Origin of the sequence: Streptococcus sp. S784/96/1, assembly GCF_902729355.1 — a bacterium.
GTDB classification, from domain to species: domain Bacteria; phylum Bacillota; class Bacilli; order Lactobacillales; family Streptococcaceae; genus Streptococcus; species Streptococcus caledonicus.
Map to the genome: position 1 here is coordinate 1 of NZ_CACVCC010000038.1, position 17,801 is coordinate 17,801.

At 39.5% G+C, this 17,801-nt stretch carries 20 protein-coding genes and 1 pseudogene; 15 read left to right on the top strand and 6 right to left on the bottom strand.

Features of this window, described 5'->3' with window-relative positions; all coding sequences use genetic code 11:
* On the top strand, positions 1-114 hold the full coding sequence (locus GZ996_RS12295) for an IS3 family transposase (protein ID WP_162011870.1): 114 nt from the start codon (positions 1-3) through the stop codon (positions 112-114).
* Between the two features lie 100 nt (positions 115-214).
* Positions 215-622 carry a GNAT family N-acetyltransferase gene (locus GZ996_RS10230; RefSeq protein ID WP_162012001.1) on the top strand — a complete coding sequence of 136 codons (408 nt, stop codon included), beginning with the start codon at positions 215-217 and terminating at the stop codon, positions 620-622.
* Between the two features lie 195 nt (positions 623-817).
* Here GZ996_RS10230 and citC read toward each other — a convergent pair whose 3' ends face one another.
* Positions 818-1,864: a [citrate (pro-3S)-lyase] ligase gene (gene citC, locus GZ996_RS10235; RefSeq protein WP_161978910.1), complete on the bottom strand. Its 1,047-nt coding sequence runs from the start codon at positions 1,862-1,864 to the stop codon at positions 818-820.
* 143 nt (positions 1,865-2,007) lie between these two features.
* Here citC and GZ996_RS10240 point away from each other — a divergent pair, with 143 nt between their 5' ends.
* Entirely contained in the window at positions 2,008-3,066 is a 1,059-nt protein-coding gene (locus GZ996_RS10240; protein WP_162012002.1) for an AbrB family transcriptional regulator, read from the top strand.
* 80 nt (positions 3,067-3,146) lie between these two features.
* Here the strand turns inward: GZ996_RS10240 and GZ996_RS10245 are convergent.
* From GZ996_RS10245 to GZ996_RS10260, 4 genes and pseudogenes are all read right to left on the bottom strand, one after another.
* Positions 3,147-3,461, bottom strand: a pseudogene (locus GZ996_RS10245) (helix-turn-helix domain-containing protein); the annotation flags it as partial.
* Between the two features lie 639 nt (positions 3,462-4,100).
* Entirely contained in the window at positions 4,101-4,985 is an 885-nt protein-coding gene (citG, locus tag GZ996_RS10250; protein ID WP_156805207.1) for a triphosphoribosyl-dephospho-CoA synthase CitG, read from the bottom strand.
* Complete coding sequence (locus GZ996_RS10255) at positions 4,978-5,676, bottom strand: GntR family transcriptional regulator (protein ID WP_121834508.1); 699 nt, start codon at positions 5,674-5,676, stop codon at positions 4,978-4,980. The genes citG and GZ996_RS10255 overlap by 8 nt, the downstream gene beginning before the upstream one ends.
* Before the next feature lie 145 nt (positions 5,677-5,821).
* Positions 5,822-7,225, bottom strand: a complete 1,404-nt coding sequence (locus GZ996_RS10260) for a CitMHS family transporter (protein WP_156805205.1) — start codon at positions 7,223-7,225, stop codon at positions 5,822-5,824.
* Positions 7,226-7,663: 438 nt separating this feature from the next.
* On the opposite strand from GZ996_RS10260, the gene GZ996_RS10265 reads away from it, so the two are divergent.
* The 12 genes from GZ996_RS10265 to GZ996_RS10315 all read left to right on the top strand — a co-directional run bounded on the left by GZ996_RS10265 (position 7,664) and on the right by GZ996_RS10315 (position 17,350).
* A complete protein-coding gene (locus GZ996_RS10265) occupies positions 7,664-7,978 on the top strand; it encodes a hypothetical protein (protein ID WP_156805204.1) in 315 nt (104 codons plus the stop codon).
* A gap of 21 nt (positions 7,979-7,999) precedes the next feature.
* The gene (locus GZ996_RS10270; RefSeq protein ID WP_161978905.1) at positions 8,000-8,383 is read left to right on the top strand and encodes an acetyl-CoA carboxylase biotin carboxyl carrier protein subunit; all 384 of its coding nucleotides are present in this window, start codon (positions 8,000-8,002) and stop codon (positions 8,381-8,383) included.
* Between the two features lie 37 nt (positions 8,384-8,420).
* Complete coding sequence (locus tag GZ996_RS10275; RefSeq protein WP_156805202.1) at positions 8,421-9,548, top strand: sodium ion-translocating decarboxylase subunit beta; 1,128 nt, start codon at positions 8,421-8,423, stop codon at positions 9,546-9,548.
* Positions 9,549-9,566: 18 nt separating this feature from the next.
* On the top strand, positions 9,567-9,701 hold the full coding sequence (locus GZ996_RS12120; RefSeq protein WP_269747703.1) for an OadG-related small transporter subunit: 135 nt from the start codon (positions 9,567-9,569) through the stop codon (positions 9,699-9,701).
* A 75-nt stretch (positions 9,702-9,776) separates the two neighbouring features.
* Positions 9,777-10,082: a citrate lyase acyl carrier protein gene (citD, locus tag GZ996_RS10280; RefSeq protein WP_156805201.1), complete on the top strand. Its 306-nt coding sequence runs from the start codon at positions 9,777-9,779 to the stop codon at positions 10,080-10,082.
* Positions 10,070-10,972 carry a citrate (pro-3S)-lyase subunit beta gene (gene citE, locus GZ996_RS10285; protein ID WP_162012003.1) on the top strand — a complete coding sequence of 301 codons (903 nt, stop codon included), beginning with the start codon at positions 10,070-10,072 and terminating at the stop codon, positions 10,970-10,972. The genes citD and citE overlap by 13 nt, the downstream gene beginning before the upstream one ends.
* Positions 10,959-12,494: a citrate lyase subunit alpha gene (gene citF / locus GZ996_RS10290; protein ID WP_162012004.1), complete on the top strand. Its 1,536-nt coding sequence runs from the start codon at positions 10,959-10,961 to the stop codon at positions 12,492-12,494. The genes citE and citF overlap by 14 nt, the downstream gene beginning before the upstream one ends.
* Positions 12,487-13,020 carry a citrate lyase holo-[acyl-carrier protein] synthase gene (gene citX, locus GZ996_RS10295; RefSeq protein WP_162012005.1) on the top strand — a complete coding sequence of 178 codons (534 nt, stop codon included), beginning with the start codon at positions 12,487-12,489 and terminating at the stop codon, positions 13,018-13,020. The genes citF and citX overlap by 8 nt, the downstream gene beginning before the upstream one ends.
* A gap of 39 nt (positions 13,021-13,059) precedes the next feature.
* Entirely contained in the window at positions 13,060-14,451 is a 1,392-nt protein-coding gene (locus tag GZ996_RS10300) for an oxaloacetate decarboxylase subunit alpha (protein ID WP_156805197.1), read from the top strand.
* A gap of 132 nt (positions 14,452-14,583) precedes the next feature.
* Positions 14,584-15,408, top strand: coding sequence for an alpha/beta hydrolase (locus GZ996_RS10305; RefSeq protein WP_162012006.1), 825 nt, complete (start codon positions 14,584-14,586; stop codon positions 15,406-15,408).
* A 19-nt stretch (positions 15,409-15,427) separates the two neighbouring features.
* The gene (locus GZ996_RS10310) at positions 15,428-16,174 is read left to right on the top strand and encodes an esterase family protein (protein WP_162012007.1); all 747 of its coding nucleotides are present in this window, start codon (positions 15,428-15,430) and stop codon (positions 16,172-16,174) included.
* Positions 16,175-16,183: 9 nt separating this feature from the next.
* Positions 16,184-17,350 carry an ATP-grasp domain-containing protein gene (locus GZ996_RS10315; protein WP_162012008.1) on the top strand — a complete coding sequence of 389 codons (1,167 nt, stop codon included), beginning with the start codon at positions 16,184-16,186 and terminating at the stop codon, positions 17,348-17,350.
* A gap of 262 nt (positions 17,351-17,612) precedes the next feature.
* Here GZ996_RS10315 and GZ996_RS10320 read toward each other — a convergent pair.
* Positions 17,613-17,801 (bottom strand): hypothetical protein (locus tag GZ996_RS10320; RefSeq protein WP_162012009.1); only part of this gene is annotated, 189 nt, incomplete at its 5' end.

Genomic DNA, 17,801 nt, shown 5'->3' on the forward strand with positions numbered 1-17,801 from the left:
ATGGACTGGTATAACTATGATAGACCACAAGAAATATTAAAAGGTATGACCCCTATGGAATTCAGGGAGTCATACCTTACTAACTTATATTCTTTTTTACACTGTCTATTTTAGACGGGGCTTGACATAATGGCTTCTTTTTTGTTTATACTTGCAGTTCCTCCTTTTTGTGGTAGAATGACAGTAAGAAACAACCATTGAAGAGGAGAGAGTTATGATTACCTTTAAGACTTTCGGTGTAGATAAATTAGAAACTGTCAAAGGGCTTTACAAAGAAGCAAACTGGACTAGTTACCTTTCTGATGATGAGAAGTTGGCGCGTGCCTTTAAAAATTCTCTATGGATTTTAGGTGCCTTTGACAATGACCAATTAATTGGTGTTGTTCGTTGTGTCGGAGATGGAGAACATATCTTATTGGTACAAGACCTTATTGTTGCTACCGCTTATCAACGTCAAGGGATTGGAACCACCTTGCTAAAACAGGTTTGGAAAACTTTTTCTCATGTACGTATGATTCAATTGAATACCGATTTATACGATGAAAAGGCCAATAACTTTTACAAAGCTTTTGGCATGAAACCGTTAGCTGAAGGTCAAATGATATCCTACTTTAGACACTAAAAAACTTTGAACAAAACGTTGCCAGCTAACACTTCTTTATTGTCACAATCTTTGAAATGATACAAACAAAAAGCGAACAAGATAGTATTCTTCTAAGGATTAGGAAACTATCTGTGTTCGTTTTTTCTCGTTTATCATTTGACTTGTTCAGAAGTAACAGTAGAACCACAGCAACACCATGCCATAAATAGGACGTCAATAATGGATAACTTGCTCAGATTGCCGAATACGCTCAATAGTCGGTTTAGCTTCAAGGCTTTGAAAATAGTCTAAAGTGGTCTGAGGTAGTAATTGGTCTAGTAGATTCCAATTTCCATCTTTAATCGCCTGTCGTGTTGTCGAAGCAGAGATTGGTTGACTTTCCGAAAACTCCTTACGTTTTACCACGATGCAATCAATGCCCTGCTCTGGGAGTTTGTCAATCATGACTTGATTATAAAGATTAGTGACCAAACTTGTCGGTTCTTCACCAACATAACGTCTGGTAATTCCCAATTCCTGAGCAATCTTTGTAAAAATTGCTAAATCAAGTCTTGCTTGACTTTCAATCACCACCACCTCATCTTTTTGGAAATAGGATGGAAAAGTTGCTTGGCTAATGATATAGTATCCGCTATCATGGTAAATGATATTATCAAGATGAGCCGTACCTTTTAACACCAATTTTTTTCGGACATCAAAAGTAATGAGACTTTTGTCCTCACTAACAATAAAGAGATGGAGTAGATCATTTTCTGCGCATGCTTTTTCAACGAGATACTGATGACCTAGGGTAAACGGATTGGCATTCATGACGATAGCAGCAACCTTATCTGGATTTTTTTGTGGGCGTTCCAACTGCTTGAGATAGTCTTGAAATCCAGTTTTTTTATTTTCCATAAAGCTGACAAGCCCATCAATACGTGCAATTTCATTAAAACCTAAATCAGCAAAAAATCTAGCTGTGCAGGTCTTAGTGTAGAGAAACAGATGCGTATTTCCTTGTTCAAATTGATAATCAACCAAATGACTGACAATAAGATTCATCAAGCCCTCACCCTGATAATCTTTTGAAACTGCTAGGCAACGTAGCGTATTGCCAAAAGTAGAACCCGTAGCAATCACTCGGTCGCCGTCATAAATAGCACACGTATAGTCAAGATGCGCATCGCGACGGATCCCTTCTTCATGAAGTAGAGTGTCAATTTTTAGGTGCGCTTTTTTATCAAATGGGAAAATTTTTGAAACGGTGTACTCAGACATAACTCACCTTTCTCCTTTTTAAACTATTATATCAATTTTCGAGCGTTTCTCATGTCTTTTCGCTGGTTTTTAGGCTAAAAAGCTCCGCTATTTATCTTGAAAGTGTGCTATAATAACAGTGACTTTTAACCAAGGAGAGAAATATGCAGGCGCTTCTGATAACCGTTTTAGTAGGAACTTTGGGCGGATTGATCGCTAAAAAATTGAAGTTCCCCGCTCCATTTATGATTGGGAGCATGATTGCTGTAGCCATCGTTTCAATCGCCACAGGTAATATGGAAACGACCAAGGCTATGAAGATTTTCGCCCAGATTGTGAGCGGTGCCTATATTGGTCAAAATATCAAAAAAGAAGATTTGTCTAACCTCCCTAAATTGGGTAAAGTCATTGCCATTTTGATGGGGATTTTCACTATTAACATGGTCATCATGGGGATTATTTTTATGACTTTCTTTGACATGACCCCAGTTACCGCCTTTTTAAGTTGCTTGCCTGGTGGCATTATGGATGTGTCTCTAATGGCAGTCGATATGGGAGCCCAGTCTGACATTGTTGCAACGATACAAACCGCTCGACTGATGGGAATTTTACTTATTTTACCCCTTTGGATTTCTTTTTGGGTCAAACGCTTCGCAGGCATTCCCAAAACCTCTGAAACACCTAAAAGTAGCCTCAAAAAAGCCAGCCTTAAATTACCTGCTAAGCAGCAATGGATGAACAATTTGTTCATTTTAGCAGTAGCGACCATCGGTGGTTTTATTGGCTTATGGCTAGACATCCCTGTTGGTGCCTTGATTTTTTCACTCATTTTTTCATCAACTTTGAAAATAAAATGCAACACCGTCCAATTAACAAGCAGTATTCGTTACACGGCTCAAATTTTTGCAGGCTCTATTATCGGAACCAGCTTTACTCAAGACAGTTTGAGACAAATGTTGCACCTGATTGTACCTGTCATCCTTTTGTTAGCCAGCTATTTACTCATCAATGTCGCATTCGGATTCTGGATGGCGCGTACTGGTATCCTCGATTTACAGTCAGCCCTCTTTGCCTCATCGCCAGCAGGAGCAACAGATTTAACCTTGATGGCAGGAGACCTAGGTGGTGACATGCCTAAGATCGCAGGCATTCAAATTAGTCGCATTCTCTACACAGTCGTTATCATGCCACTTTTAGTAAAAGCTCTGCTGACATTCTTTTAAGATAGCCAAAACTCCAGAGGTTCAATCTGGAGTTTTCAGTCTTTTGAGAATAATTTTTAGATAAAAAGTATTTTAAGGTTTTACTTTAATAAATCATTCATATATTTTTCAATTTGAAGAGACATCAATTTATTACCATAGATTTTAGATAAATCACGCGCTTCTGAGTAATACTCCATTACTTTATCGCTATCTAAAAATTCTTTGCTACCATTGCCAACTATAATTAACAGAGGAGCTAATTGGTAACTCGTCTGATACTCTTTACAGATTTCAATGGTTTCCATTGCAATTTGTATAGCTTCTAATGTCTTGTCTTTGGCAAGTAAATGATGAGTGTAATTATACCTTGTTCTGATATACCCAAAAAGAAATTCTTGAGAGTCAAAGTCTTTCTAGCAATTATCTAAAAGATAAAAAGGTTATCATTCCTAAAACTAATGTCGTTTTTGAGAGAGCAACCAATAACAATTCTGGTCTTGATGTTGGGAAAGCCGATTAATTGACTGGAATTCTATGAGTGAAATCGTTTAGTATTCATGAGGAGCAATGATAGTAGCATTTGGTGCACTAGGTGCGACAGTTATGCTCGGATTTGAAAATAGATACTATGCTTTAGTTACAGGTAAGGGATAATATGTTAAAAATAATAAGTATAGCCCAATGTTTTATAATAATCATGTTTTGTGTTTCTATGCTTCTTTTGAGAAAAAACTTTGATTCCTTAAATGCTATTTTGATTGTTATAATGATATCTCAACTTTATTTATTACTATTTGTGATAATGAAGAGCTAAATAATAAAATGATAACCTCAATTCGACTATTTATCATTTTTAATTTATAGTAGAATGAAATAAAATTAGGACGCCAACGAATCAGGAACATGTAATATCATAATATTTTCTGACTTATGTTGTATCAAACAACTATAGTTAAACAAAGTAAAATGAACGATTATTAAAGATCTTAGGAGTCTGAATATTTAATCTTAAAAATCCCTCCAGAAATGCTGCTCTGAAGGGATTTTTTTATTCAAAGTATCCCTTCTAACATAGCAAAGTAGAAGGTTAAAGCTAATAAGTCTGCTGTTCCTCCAGGACTTAGATTGCGCGAGATCAAAATATCATTGTATATACTGAGTTGGTGTACTAATTCAGATTTTGTCAGATAGGCTCCGTACATTTTTTGGCACTCTTCCTTGACTTGCTGCCAAGCTTCAATCCCCCCGCGGTGGATGATATTGCCATCTTCCACAAAAGTCATGAGATAAAGAAGCAGTTGGAGTTGTGCCAATTCCTTATCATTCTGTTTTAGTTTTTCTCGGAAAAATGGCAGAGCTTTTTCAGTTAGCGTTGGAAAGCCCTCGCTTGCTTCGCCACGTGGTCCCTTGATACCGTAATCGAGATAAAGTTTCTCACCGTAGGTTAATTCTTTTTTCTCGCTCAAATGACTTAAATCCGTTTCAATGAGATGGCAACAAAGAGACGAACTGATTTGACAAATCACTTTAGTGTCATCTTTGGAAAATCGTTTTGGATTTTTTAAGAGTTCAAGATGTTTTTTCAAATAAGTACCCGTTGCTCCGAGGAGAACTGCTAGAGAAAAATTGACTCCTTTGTGGGTGTTAATCCCGCCTGTTGCTTCAAACATCGCTTGTTCTGCCTTTATCCCTAAATCCCGTAAAGCATTAAAGAGGGCAAGTGGTGGCTCATCAGCCATTTGATAGCCTAAGCTGATATATTTTTCAAAGAACGGCGCCAAAGCCATCGTGCTGTCAATAAAAGTGCTAAATGTCATATCTGTATGCGCACCGTCATCAAATCGGTCAACGAGACCAGGCTTTGGACTTAGAGAAACTTCGTATAAGAGGGCCTTGGTGGCTAAGTTGCTAAAATACTGAAATGGTGTATCAGGCATGAGAAATAGCTTCCATTTCCTTGAGAATAAAATCTAATGAACGATTGAGATGCTCGTGGGTAATCAATGTTACTTGCTCAATGTCTTGATTTTTCATGCCACGATAGATAATCCAGTGTTCTTCTAAAGCCTTGGTGCGACGTTCGAGAGAAGAAATCGAAATTTCACGGAAATAAACCAAGTAAGTCTGTAATTCTGTAACAATTTCACGTAGACGCAACATCTGGCTTTTCTCATAAATAAGATTATTGAATTGATTAAAGTTAGCTAAGATTTTGTCAATATTTTTGTCATCGGAAATCATGCCTTCACACTCCGTCAAAACAGCTCTCATTTCTTCAAAGTCAGCTTCAGTCATTTTATACATGGCTTTTGTTGTCGCAAGAGTATCAAGTGCTTTTCGAATGTCAAAAATTTCAACGGCATCTTTGGCGCTGATCCCTTTGGCAACAATCCCCTTTTTAGGGGTGTGTTCAACTAATTTTTCCTCAATTAACAAGCTGATAGCATGACGAATTGGAGTACGACTGATATTAAGTTCCGTTGAAAATTCCTTTTCATTAATCCGGCTTCCTGCTGGAATTTGACTTAAAATAATAGTCTTTCTTAAAGCTTCATAGAACGCTTGTTTGAGTGGGATGTTTTTTGAAAGATCAAGGTTAGCCTTAACCGCTTCAATGATTGGATTCATAAGTTACATTTTCCTTTCAAGTATCACTATTATTATACCTAATTTTTATAGAAGTTGTTAGCATTTTTTGATAAAACCACAACAAACCTCTCAGAGTATTTCTGAGAGGTCACTTCATATTTTTTATTATTCAAGTTTATTAGTCTTACTGTGGTATATACAATGGCATGTGTCCAGTTGCAATGATTGTTACAACAAAGATGATAAAGATTACAGCAGCATACTTAGCTGATTCTTTTTGCCATTCACCCATATCAAGTCCTGTCAAGCGAAGGAGAAGGTAAATGAAAGCTACAAGTGGGCTGAGCAAGTGGAACGCTTGTCCCATAAGTGATGCAAGAGCCATAGCTTCAGGTGTGAATCCATAAGAAGCACCAGCTTCTGCCATAACAGGAAGGATACCATAGTAGAAACCATCATTTGAGATGAAGAAGGTACCTGGTGCAGAAACAAGGGCAATGATAAGTCCCCAGAAACCAGCCAATTGTTTAGGAATGATTGTTGCAAAGCTGTTAGCAAGAGCAGTCGCCATACCTGAACCTTGGAAAAGACCCATGAAGATACCAGCCGCAAATACCAAGATAACAACTTGAACAGCATCACCAGCATTATCACCGATACGTTTAGATTGGTCTTTAAGAACTGGATAGTTTACCATAAGGGCAATAACAGTACCAACTGCAAAGAGAAGAAGTGGAGCAAGTTCAATTGTTTCAATAAATGAACCAGCAACTAACCAACCAATAAGAACGATTGTCAAAATGGCGTTAAACCAGAAGTTTTTAGGACGACGGATAGCAAGTGTATCTGGGTCAGTAATGTCTGTCAACTCTTTTAATTCAGCTTCAGAAAATTCAACAACACCAAGACGTGCACGTTCTTTTCGTCCCATGCTAGGAGCAACCCAAAGTGTTACATAAAGTAGTGAAAGGACCATACCTGGTGCCAGATAGCCAAGGATTTCAGCGCCTACACCAAGAACTGACATAGCACGCGCTGTTGGTCCTCCCCAAGGTAGAAGATTCATGATTGTATTTTGAAGAATAATCAAAACACCAAGGTTCATAATTTTCATATTCAGTTTCTTATAGATTGGTAAGAAAGCTGAAACAACGATAAGAGTTGTTGTTGTCCCATCACCATTCATAGAAACAGCTGCCGCAACAACGGCTGTTGCAATGAGAACTTTCATTGGGTCGCCTTTTGCGAAACGAATCATTTTCTCAGTAATAGGGTCAAAGAGCCCTGCATCTAACATGGTTGAAAAGTAAAGGATGGCAAAAAGCAACATGATACCAGTTTTTGCAGTTGTATTTACACCATAAAGTACCATGTCACCAATAGCAGTTAAACCATTGACGCTTCCTTCTTCACCGACGAAGCTAACAAATTTAGCATCAGAAGCCAAGTCTGCGGAACCTGTAATGATAAGTACAGCTGCAAATACAAGCGGTACTAATACAAGTGACGTAAATGGCGACATTTTCTTCGTCATCACGACATACATGAAGACGATAATCATAGCATAAGCCAAAACAGTCAATAACATATGTTATTCTCCCCTTTAGTTAATTTTGTAAATTCAATAGGGTCTATTGAACTTGAATAAAATATGAAGGTGTGCTAGACCTTATGACATAAGTATAATTGAAAGCGTTTGAAATATAAAGATGTTTTTTCATAAAAGACACAAAAAAAACACCACTATGAGCATTATGTTTGACAAGTAGAAGAGAAGACTTTCATTTTCTACTATATTATTTCCGTTTCTATTATGTAATAGTTTATTTTAGAGATGTTGTTAGTAAACTCAAAAATAATTAGTGAAGGGCTTCAAAGACAATGATGAAAGCGTTGCAAAAAAACACAAAAAAATCAACTACTAATAGTTAGCTTATTATATAATAGTCTTAGAAACGTTGAGATGGTAACACGATTAAAAGAGGTTACTTACTTTCTATATTTATACAACAGAGAGGAGGAAATTATGGGATTTTTTCAACGTTTATTTGGAAAATCTCGTGAGCCAGAAATCACACAGGCTGTACCAGTATCTAATGAACTTGATGGTTGGGAACCCATTCTGGGATTCATACCAGCTGATAAAGAAGACTATGAATTGGTCAGTGTTATCGCAACAGCCATTGCGGCTGGCGACTATCCAGATAGTCAATTTAAGATCACGAGAATTATGCAACGCAATCCTGAAGCACTGACAGTGTCCTTGATTGCATCTAGCATCGCTGCTGGCGATTATCCAGATAGCCAGTTGACTGTCAAATCAATTTATACTAAACATTAATTTCTAAAGGAGACTTAACACATGTTACGTAAATTTAAAATCTCTATTGATGGTAAAGAATACCTCGTTGAAATGGAAGAAATCGGTGGCACACCAGCCCCTGCTCCAGTTGCTCAGCCTGTTGCGGCTCCAACACCAACACCAGTAGTTGAAACCCCAGCCCCTGTTGTGGCACCGTCATCAGCTGCAGGAGCAGATGCGCTTTCTGCACCAATGCCTGGAACAATCTTACGCATTCTTGTCAATGTTGGTGATACGGTTTCAGAAAACCAACCATTGATGATTCTTGAAGCCATGAAAATGGAAAATGAAATTGTGGCAGCTTCTGCAGGTACTGTTACTGGTATTCATGTCACATCAGGTCAAGTCGTAAACCCAGGTGATGGTTTGATTACGATTGGTTAATATTACTAACATTTTTTAAACAGAAGGAAGTGACTTTGTGGACATTTTAATTCAAGGAATAACATCTATTACTCTCCCTCAAGTCATCATGATGCTAATCGGAGCTCTCTTGATGTACTTGGGTATCAAAAAAGAATACGAACCAACCCTCCTAGTACCTATGGGGCTCGGAACTATCTTGGTAAACTTCCCTAATTCAGGGGTTCTTAATCAGACTGTTAATGGTATCCAGCAGGCTGGTGTTTTTGAAGAACTCTTTGAATTTGGTATTGGAACAGAGTTGTTCCCATTACTTATTTTCATTGGTATCGGAGCAATGATTGACTTTGGTCCGCTCCTTCAAAACCCATTTATGATGCTCTTTGGTGCTGCAGCACAATTCGGTATCTTCTTTGTAGTCGTCGTTGCAGTCCTTGCAGGGTTTGATATTAAAGAAGCAGCCTCTATTGGTATCATTGGTGCAGCAGATGGGCCAACCTCGATCTTCGTTGCCAACCAATTAGCGCCGAACTTACTTGGTCCTATTACGGTAGCAGCTTACTCATACATGGCCTTAGTTCCAATTATCCAACCTTTTGCGATTAAATTGGTTACAACTAAAAAAGAACGTCGCATCCGCATGACTTACAAGTCTGAAAATGTGTCTCAGTTGACTAAAATCCTCTTCCCAATCGTGATTACATTGGTAGCAGGATTTATCTCACCAATCTCATTGCCACTTGTTGGTTTCTTGATGTTCGGTAACCTTCTGCGTGAATGTGGGGTGCTTGATCGCCTATCTCAAACCGCACAAAATGAATTGGTTAACATCGTTTCCATCTTACTTGGTTTGACCATTTCTGTGAAAATGCAGGCCGATCAGTTCTTGAATGTTCAAACACTATTGATTATCCTCTTTGGTCTTTTAGCTTTCATCATGGACTCAATTGGTGGGGTTATGTTCGCTAAAATTCTTAACCTTTTCCGCAAAGAAGGCAACAAAATCAATCCTATGATTGGTGCTGCTGGTATTTCAGCATTTCCAATGTCAAGTCGTGTTATCCAAAAAATGGCAACAGATGAAGACCCTCAAAACTTCATCTTGATGTACTCAGTTGGTGCTAACGTATCTGGACAAATCGCATCTGTTATTGCAGGTGGTTTGCTCCTTGCATTCTTTAGTTAATTTAGAAGGGGAAACACAATGAATATCGATATGGAACATTTAATGAAATCATTTGAACTGATGCTCCTTGGAATGACTGGTGTCTTCCTTGTTTTGGGAATTTTATATGCTTCAGCAGAAGTGTTACTTAAGATTTTTCCAGTAAAAAAATAGTTCATTGACTTTCGCGACCCTGTGAGCACTGCTCACTCGCGCCGCCTATTATCATTATTTAATAAGAGGTGAAACATGGAAATTAAACAAACAGCTGTTGCTGGTTCACTAGAATCTAGTGATATCATGATAACAGTTCATCCAGGGAATCAAGGGATTACGATTGACCTTGACAGTAGCGTTGAAAAACAATTCGGAAAGCAAATCCGTAAAGTAATCACAGCAACTTTAGAAAACCTCGGTGTCAACAATGTTGATGTAACTGCTGTTGATAAAGGAGCCTTGGATTGTACCATTCAAGCCCGTACCATTGCAGCCGTTCACCGTGCTGCTGGGGTTGAACGCATGAACTGGAAGGAGATCGACACATGGAACGTTTAAGAAGAACAATGATGTTTGTCCCAGGTGCCAATGCTGGCATGCTTCGTGACGCTCCTTTATATGGAGCTGATGCTGTCATGTTTGACCTTGAGGACTCTGTCTCATTAAAAGAAAAAGATACGTCACGGGCTCTTGTCCACTTTGCTTTAAAAACATTTGATTACAGCAATATTGAGACTGTCGTTCGTATCAATGGTTTAGACACTTGTGGTGCCTTAGATATTGAAGCAGTTGTTACTGCTGGGGTTGATGTTGTCCGTCTGCCAAAAACAGAAACCGCTCAAGACATTGTTGATGTCGAAAAAGAAATTGAGCGTGTCGAACGCGAATACGGTATCCCAGTTGGCCGTACACGCATGATGGCTGCTATCGAATCAGCAGAAGGGGTGCTTAATGCTCGTGAGATTGCCAAAGCCTCTAATCGTCTAATCGGTATCGCTCTTGGGGCAGAAGACTACGTGACTAATATGAAAACCCGTCGTTACCCTGATGGTCAAGAACTTTTCTTTGCTCGTAGCATGATTCTTCACGCCGCTCGTGCAGCTGGTATCGCAGCGATTGATACGGTTTATTCTGATGTCAATAATCTAGAAGGTTTCCAAAATGAAGTTCGTCACATTAAACAACTAGGCTTCGATGGTAAATCTGTGATTAACCCACGTCAAATTCCATTGGTTAACGATATCTACACACCAACTGAAAAAGAAATTGACAACGCCAAACAAGTTATCTGGGCTATTCGTGAAGCTGAAAGCAAAGGCTCTGGTGTTATCTCCTTGAATGGTAAGATGGTTGATAAACCTATCGTTGAACGTGCAGAACGGGTAATCATGCTTGCCAAAGCAGCAGGAGTATTGACTGAGGAGGATATTTTAGATGGTTACAAATAAATTAGGTCGTGACATTCCTCAAGCATACGCTGATCAATATGGTGTATTTGAGGGTGAACTAGCTCATATCAAAGATTATAACGAATCAACTCGCCGTATCAAACCTGTAAAACCGCGTGATGAAAAATTACTTGGTTCTATTCGTGAAGCGATTGAGAAAACAGGTCTCAAAGACGGCATGACGATTTCCTTCCACCACCATTTCCGTGAAGGGGACTACGTCATGAATATGGTCTTGGAAGAAATTGCTAAGGCCGGTATTAAAAATCTTTCTATCGCACCAAGTTCAATCGCTAATGTTCATGAACCATTGATTGAACACATTAAAAATGGGGTAGTAACAAATATCACCTCATCTGGTCTTCGCGATAAAGTTGGGGCAGCCATTTCAGCTGGTATCATGGAAAATCCAGTTGTTATCCGTTCACACGGTGGTCGTGCACGCGCTATTGCGGCAGGAGATATTCACATTGACGTAGCGTTTCTTGGAGCCCCATCATCAGATGCTTACGGAAATGCTAATGGCGTAAAAGGTAAAGCAACGTGTGGCTCACTTGGTTATGCGATGGTTGATGCCAAATATGCCGATCAAGTGGTTATTATTACCGATACTTTGGTACCATACCCTAACTCACCAATTTCTATTCCACAAACAGATGTTGACTATGTGGTAGAAGTAGAGGCTATTGGGGACCCCAAAGGGATTGCAAAAGGGGCAACACGTTTCACTAAAAATCCCAAAGAGCTTTTAATTGCAGAATATGCGGCCAAAGTGATTACAAACTCACCCTACTACAAAGAAGGGTTTTCTTTCCAAACAGGTACTGGTGGTGCCTCGCTAGCTGTTACTCGCTTCATGCGTGAAGCCATGATTAAAGATGGCATCAAAGCTAGTTTCGCTCTAGGTGGTATTACCAATGCCATGGTTGAACTATTAGAAGAAGGCTTGGTTGAAAAAATTATTGACGTTCAAGACTTTGACCATCCATCTGCACTTTCACTTGATCGTAATGTTGGGAAACACCTTGAAATTGATGCCAATATGTACGCTTCACCACTCAGCAAAGGCTCTGCCATTAACATGCTAGATACTTGTATCTTGTCAGCACTTGAAGTTGATACGAATTTCAATGTTAATGTCATGACGGGCTCTGACGGTGTTATCCGTGGAGCTTCAGGTGGGCACTGTGACACGGCTTTCGCTGCTAAAATGAGTATGGTAATCTCACCACTTATTCGCGGTCGCATTCCTACTTTTGTTGAAGAGGTAAACACTGTCATCACACCAGGTACCTCTGTTGATGTGGTTGTAACAGAAGTCGGTATTGCTATCAATCCAAATCGTCCTGATTTGATTGAGCACTTTAAAAACCTTAAAGTACCTCAATTTACCATCAAAGAATTGCAAGAAAAAGCTTACGCTATCGTTGGCAATCCTGATCCAATTCAATACGGTGACAAAGTTGTTGCCCTTATTGAATACCGTGACGGCAGCTTGATTGATGTTGTTCGCAATGTCTAATTCGATTTTTAATGGTCCAGCTATCACTTTAGCAGACATGATGGCTGCGCGTGAAGGAAGAAGTTTTCGTCAGCGTTCTCTATTTGAACGCTATCCTGGAGAAAGCCTTCTGTCCGCGACAATGAATATTCCTGGTCCAGTCAAAACATCGACTGTATTAAACAAAGCTTTTGATGATATGATTGCAAAGATTGAGCAAGAACTCGCTTCTCATGTCATTTTCGCTAAAAAGTTAGAAGCACCTACCGGTTGGGAATATTATCTTGTTTCAAATCTTTCCCCTTTAGACTTAAAACAACACGTTATGGCTCTTGAAGAAACGAGTCCTATTGGACGACTTTTCGATTTGGATGTGATTGAACTGAGTGATGGTCATGTTCATCCAGTGAGTCGCTCTGATATAGGGCTCCCTCCAAGAACTTGCTATGTCTGCTCTGCTATTGCCAAAGAATGCAGCAGAAGTCGTAAACATAGTATCGAAGAGATGCAAGAAGCCATTAGCAATCTTCTGACGAATCATCTGTGAGACTGATTGCCATAAAATGAATAAATTTAGGAGAAATCCATGACAAAAATCCGTATTACCGAAACGGTTTTGCGTGACGGGCAACAAAGTCAGATTGCAACTCGCATGACGACGGAAGAAATGCTCCCAGTCCTTAAACAATTGGATGAAGCGGGTTACCACGCTCTGGAAATGTGGGGAGGAGCGACATTTGACTCTTGTCTCCGTTTCCTCAACGAAGACCCTTGGGAACGTCTCCGTACCATCCGCAAAGCTGTTAAAAACACGAAACTACAAATGCTTCTTCGTGGGCAAAACCTGCTTGGCTATCGCAACTACGCTGATGATGTTGTGACTAGCTTCATTCAGAAATCCGTTGAAAACGGGATTGATATCGTCCGCATCTTTGACGCTCTTAACGATCCACGTAATCTCCAAACAGCCGTTAAAGCGACAAAAGAAGCAGGAGGGCACGCACAAGTTGCCATTTCTTACACGACAAGTCCTGTTCATACCGTTGATTACTTTGTCGATTTGACGAAGCGCTATGCTGAGATTGGTGCTGATTCTATCTGTATCAAGGATATGGCTGGAGTTCTCACGCCACAAACGGGTTATGATCTTGTTAAACGCATCAAAGAAGCTGTTGATTTACCTCTTGAAGTTCATACCCATGCAACCTCTGGTATTTCTGAAATGACTTATCTTAAAGTGGCAGAAGCAGGAGCAGACATCATTGATACTGCCGTATCATCATTTGCAGGTGGAACTAGCCAGCCAGCGACCGAGTCAATGGTAATTGCTCTTGAGGAACTTGGTTTTGACACAGGTGTTGACCTCAAAAAAGTTGAAGAAATCGCAGAGCATTTCAATAAAGTGCGTGACCATTACCGTGCCGAAGGCATTCTCAATCCAAAAGTCAAAGATACTGAGCCAAAAACATTGATTTATCAAGTACCTGGTGGCATGCTATCAAACCTTCTCAGTCAATTAACTGAACAAGGTCTTGCTGATAAATACGAAGAAGTTCTTGCAGAAGTGCCTCGTGTCCGTGCCGACCTTGGCTACCCACCGCTGGTAACACCGCTGTCACAAATGGTAGGGACACAATCTCTGATGAATGTCATCTCAGGCGAACGTTACAAAGTTGTTCCAAATGAAATCAAGGATTATGTCCGTGGCCTATATGGACAATCGCCTGCGCCACTTGGAAAAGGCATTAAAGAAAAAATCATTGGTGATGAAGAAGTAATTACTGTTCGTCCTGCTGATTTGATTGAACCTCAAATGCCAATTCTAAGAGAAGAAATCGCGGAGTATGCTCGTAGCGAAGAAGACGTGCTAAGCTACGCATCTTTCCCTAAACAGGCACGTGATTTCCTAGGACGACGTGAAGACCCATTCTATGATATCCCTGTGCAAACCGTGTCGGTTTCAATTGCTATTGATTAAACATCAAAATACGTAAAAAGCTTACCAATACTAAAGTGGTAGGCTTTAATAATAAATAGTTTACATGAAAATATTCATAAAATCGTCTCAAATTATGGTATAATAATTCCAATACTTTTACAGAGGTGGCCTATGAATAAGTCCTACTTTTACCTTGATATGAATACTCACGAGTTGGAAGTTCCTTATACAGGACAAAAGCGACGTGTTCGTGTCTTATTACCAAAAAATTACACTAACGACACAGATACAAGATATCCCGTTGTTTATTTCCATGATGGTCAAAATGTTCTTTATAGTAAAGAATCTTTTTCAGGGCATTCATGGAAAATCATTCCTACGATTAAACGTCATCCCGACATTGCTAAAATGATTGTTGTGGCTATTGATAACGATGGTCTCAACCGGATGCATGAGTATTCAGCTTGGAAATATCAAGAATCTAACATTCCAGGTATTCAATTTGGTGGTAAGGGAACTGAGTATGCTGAGTTTGTAATGGAAGTGGTGAAACCCTTTATTGATGAAACTTACCGTACCAAACTTGACAAGACCCATACGGCCATGATTGGTTCTTCCTTGGGCGGCAATATCACACAATTTATGGGACTGACTTACCAAGAACAAATTGGTTGTCTAGGTGTTTTCTCGTCAGCAAATTGGCTTCATCAGGATGCCTTTGACCGTTTTATGGAACGCCAAACTTTGGACAGGAACCAACGGGTTTATATCTATGTTGGTACTGAAGAAGCTGACGATACTGATAAAACATTAATGGCTGGAAATATTAAACAAGCCTATATCAATTCATCACTTTCTTACTATCGTCAGCTGGTTGCAGGAGGGGTTGCTCTATCTCATTTGAAACTAGAAGTTATTTCAGGTGCTATTCACAACGAAGAAGCCTGGGCTGCCTATCTTCCAGACTGCCTACGCTTTTTAGGTGAACATTGGTAATTAGTAGGAGGAAAAAAACATGCATGTTGACTTTTTAAATCATTGGTCTGCTCAGTTAGGGCGTCAGATGTCTTTAAACCGTTACGGACACGCTGGTATTCCTATCGTAGTCTTTCCCTCATCAGGTGGTTCTTACAATGAATACGCCGATTTTGGCATGATTGATGCCTGCAAGGACTTCATTGAAGCAGAGAAAGTCCAATTTTTCACCCTTGATAGCCTTGATAATGAGAGCTGGCTAGCCGAGTGGAAACCGATTCACGACCGTGCATTGAGTCATATCGCTTATGAACAATACGTCATCCACGAAGCTATTCCTTTTATCAAGCATCAAACAGGTTGGTTTGAACAGATGATGACTACAGGTTGCTCTATGGGAGCCTACCATGCCCTCAATTTCTTTCTCCAGCATCCCGACGTCTTCAACAAGGTCGTTGCACTCTCAGGTGTCTATGATGTGCGTTTCTTTAACAATCATCAGGATTATGGCAATAGCAAAGCTGTCTATCAAAATTCTCCAGCAGATTATATCTGGAACCAAAACGATGGCTGGTTCATTGACCGCTACCGCCAGGCTGATATCATTGTCTGCACAGGCTTAGGCGCGTGGGAACAAGATGGTTTACCTAGTTTTGATATCATGGAAAAAGCTTTTGCTGAAAAACAAATCCCAGCTTGGTTTGATAGATGGGGCACTAATGTCACTCATGATTGGGATTGGTGGCGCCAGCAAATGCCATATTTTTTACACCATTTAGTGGATTAGGAGATGTTTATGAATTATCTAGTTATCTCACCTTATTACCCTGAAAATTTTCAACCCTTTACCATTGAACTGGCTAAGAAAGAGGGCGTCAAAGTTCTTGGAATTGGACAAGAACCCTATGATCAGTTGGGAGAAGCCTTGCAAAATGCCATCACAGAGTATTTCCGTGTGGAAAATCTTGAAGATATTGAGGAAGTGAAACGTGCGACAGCATTTCTCTTTTACAAACACGGCCCCATTGACCGCGTCGAATCTCATAACGAACATTGGTTAGAAACTGATGCTGCACTTCGGAGCCAATTTAATATTTTTGGACCAAAATCCAAAGATTTGACCAAAACCAAACTTAAATCAGAAATGAAAACCTACTTTAAAAAGGCAGGCGTACCTGTTGTCCCTGGACAGGTGATTACTTCAGAGCAGGACGTTCAAAAAGCCATTGCCGATATTGGTTTTCCAATGATTGCTAAGCCTGATAACGGTGTTGGTGCCGCAGCAACCTACAAGTTAGAAAGTCTAGCAGACATTGACCAGTTTTTTGCAGAATGGGATCGTCAAACAGCCTATTTCTTTGAGCAATTTGTCACATCAAATGAAATCATCACCTATGATGGTCTGATTGATCACCATGGCAATGTGGTTTACGAAGCCAGTTTAGAGTACGTCTATACGCCACTACAATTGGTACTTGAACAAAAGGACAATGCCTATTTCATCCACGATAAGGTTAATGAAAAACTCCGCCAATACGGTCAAAATATCATCAAGACCTTCGGTATGAAAGAACGTTTTTTCCATATTGAATTCTTCCGAGATGGGGATGATTACATTGCTATTGAATACAATAATCGCCCAGCAGGTGGTTTTACCATTGATGCTTACAACTATGCGCACTCCATTGACCTTTACCGAGATTATGCTTCAATAGTAGAAGGAGAAGCAATATCAGAGCGCCGATACAAGCCACAATTTTCCTTAACCATTAGTCGTCGTGATCAAAACCACTATGTCTATTCAGAAGAAGAGATTAAACATCACTACAAAGATCACGTCAAAATGACTTGCCGCATGCCAGAAGCCTTCGCAGCACTCCAAGGAAACATGATTTATATCCTAACAGCAGATAACATTAAAACAATCAACGAGATGGTCAAGTATATTGGAAAAACTAAATAATTTTACATAAATTTTATTATGTAAAACAAACTAGCTTTATCTCTCAAATAGTCATTCTATTCAAAAAAAGATTGGCTATCTAATTAATAGAAATAACGCTATTTCAACTTGAATACGTGTGATATAATAAGCGTGTCAGGAAGTAGAAGCGCTATACCTATGACACAAAAAGAAATGGTTAAACTTCTTACTACCCACGGTTGAACAAAGACCAAAGGAGGAGAAAAGGTCACACATTAAAATTGAAAAAGCAGACGAACAACTAAATAACCATTATTCCCCACTGTGAAATTAACAAATACACCGAAAGGGGTATCAAAAAGCAAGAGGCTGGGCAAAAACTAGCTTCAAAATAAAACCACACAGTGATTTCCGTCTCGAAAACAATCAAGATGAAAGAATCGCTGTGTGGTTTTTGAGTATTTGAAGTTTTTGAGCCTAGATTCTTGGC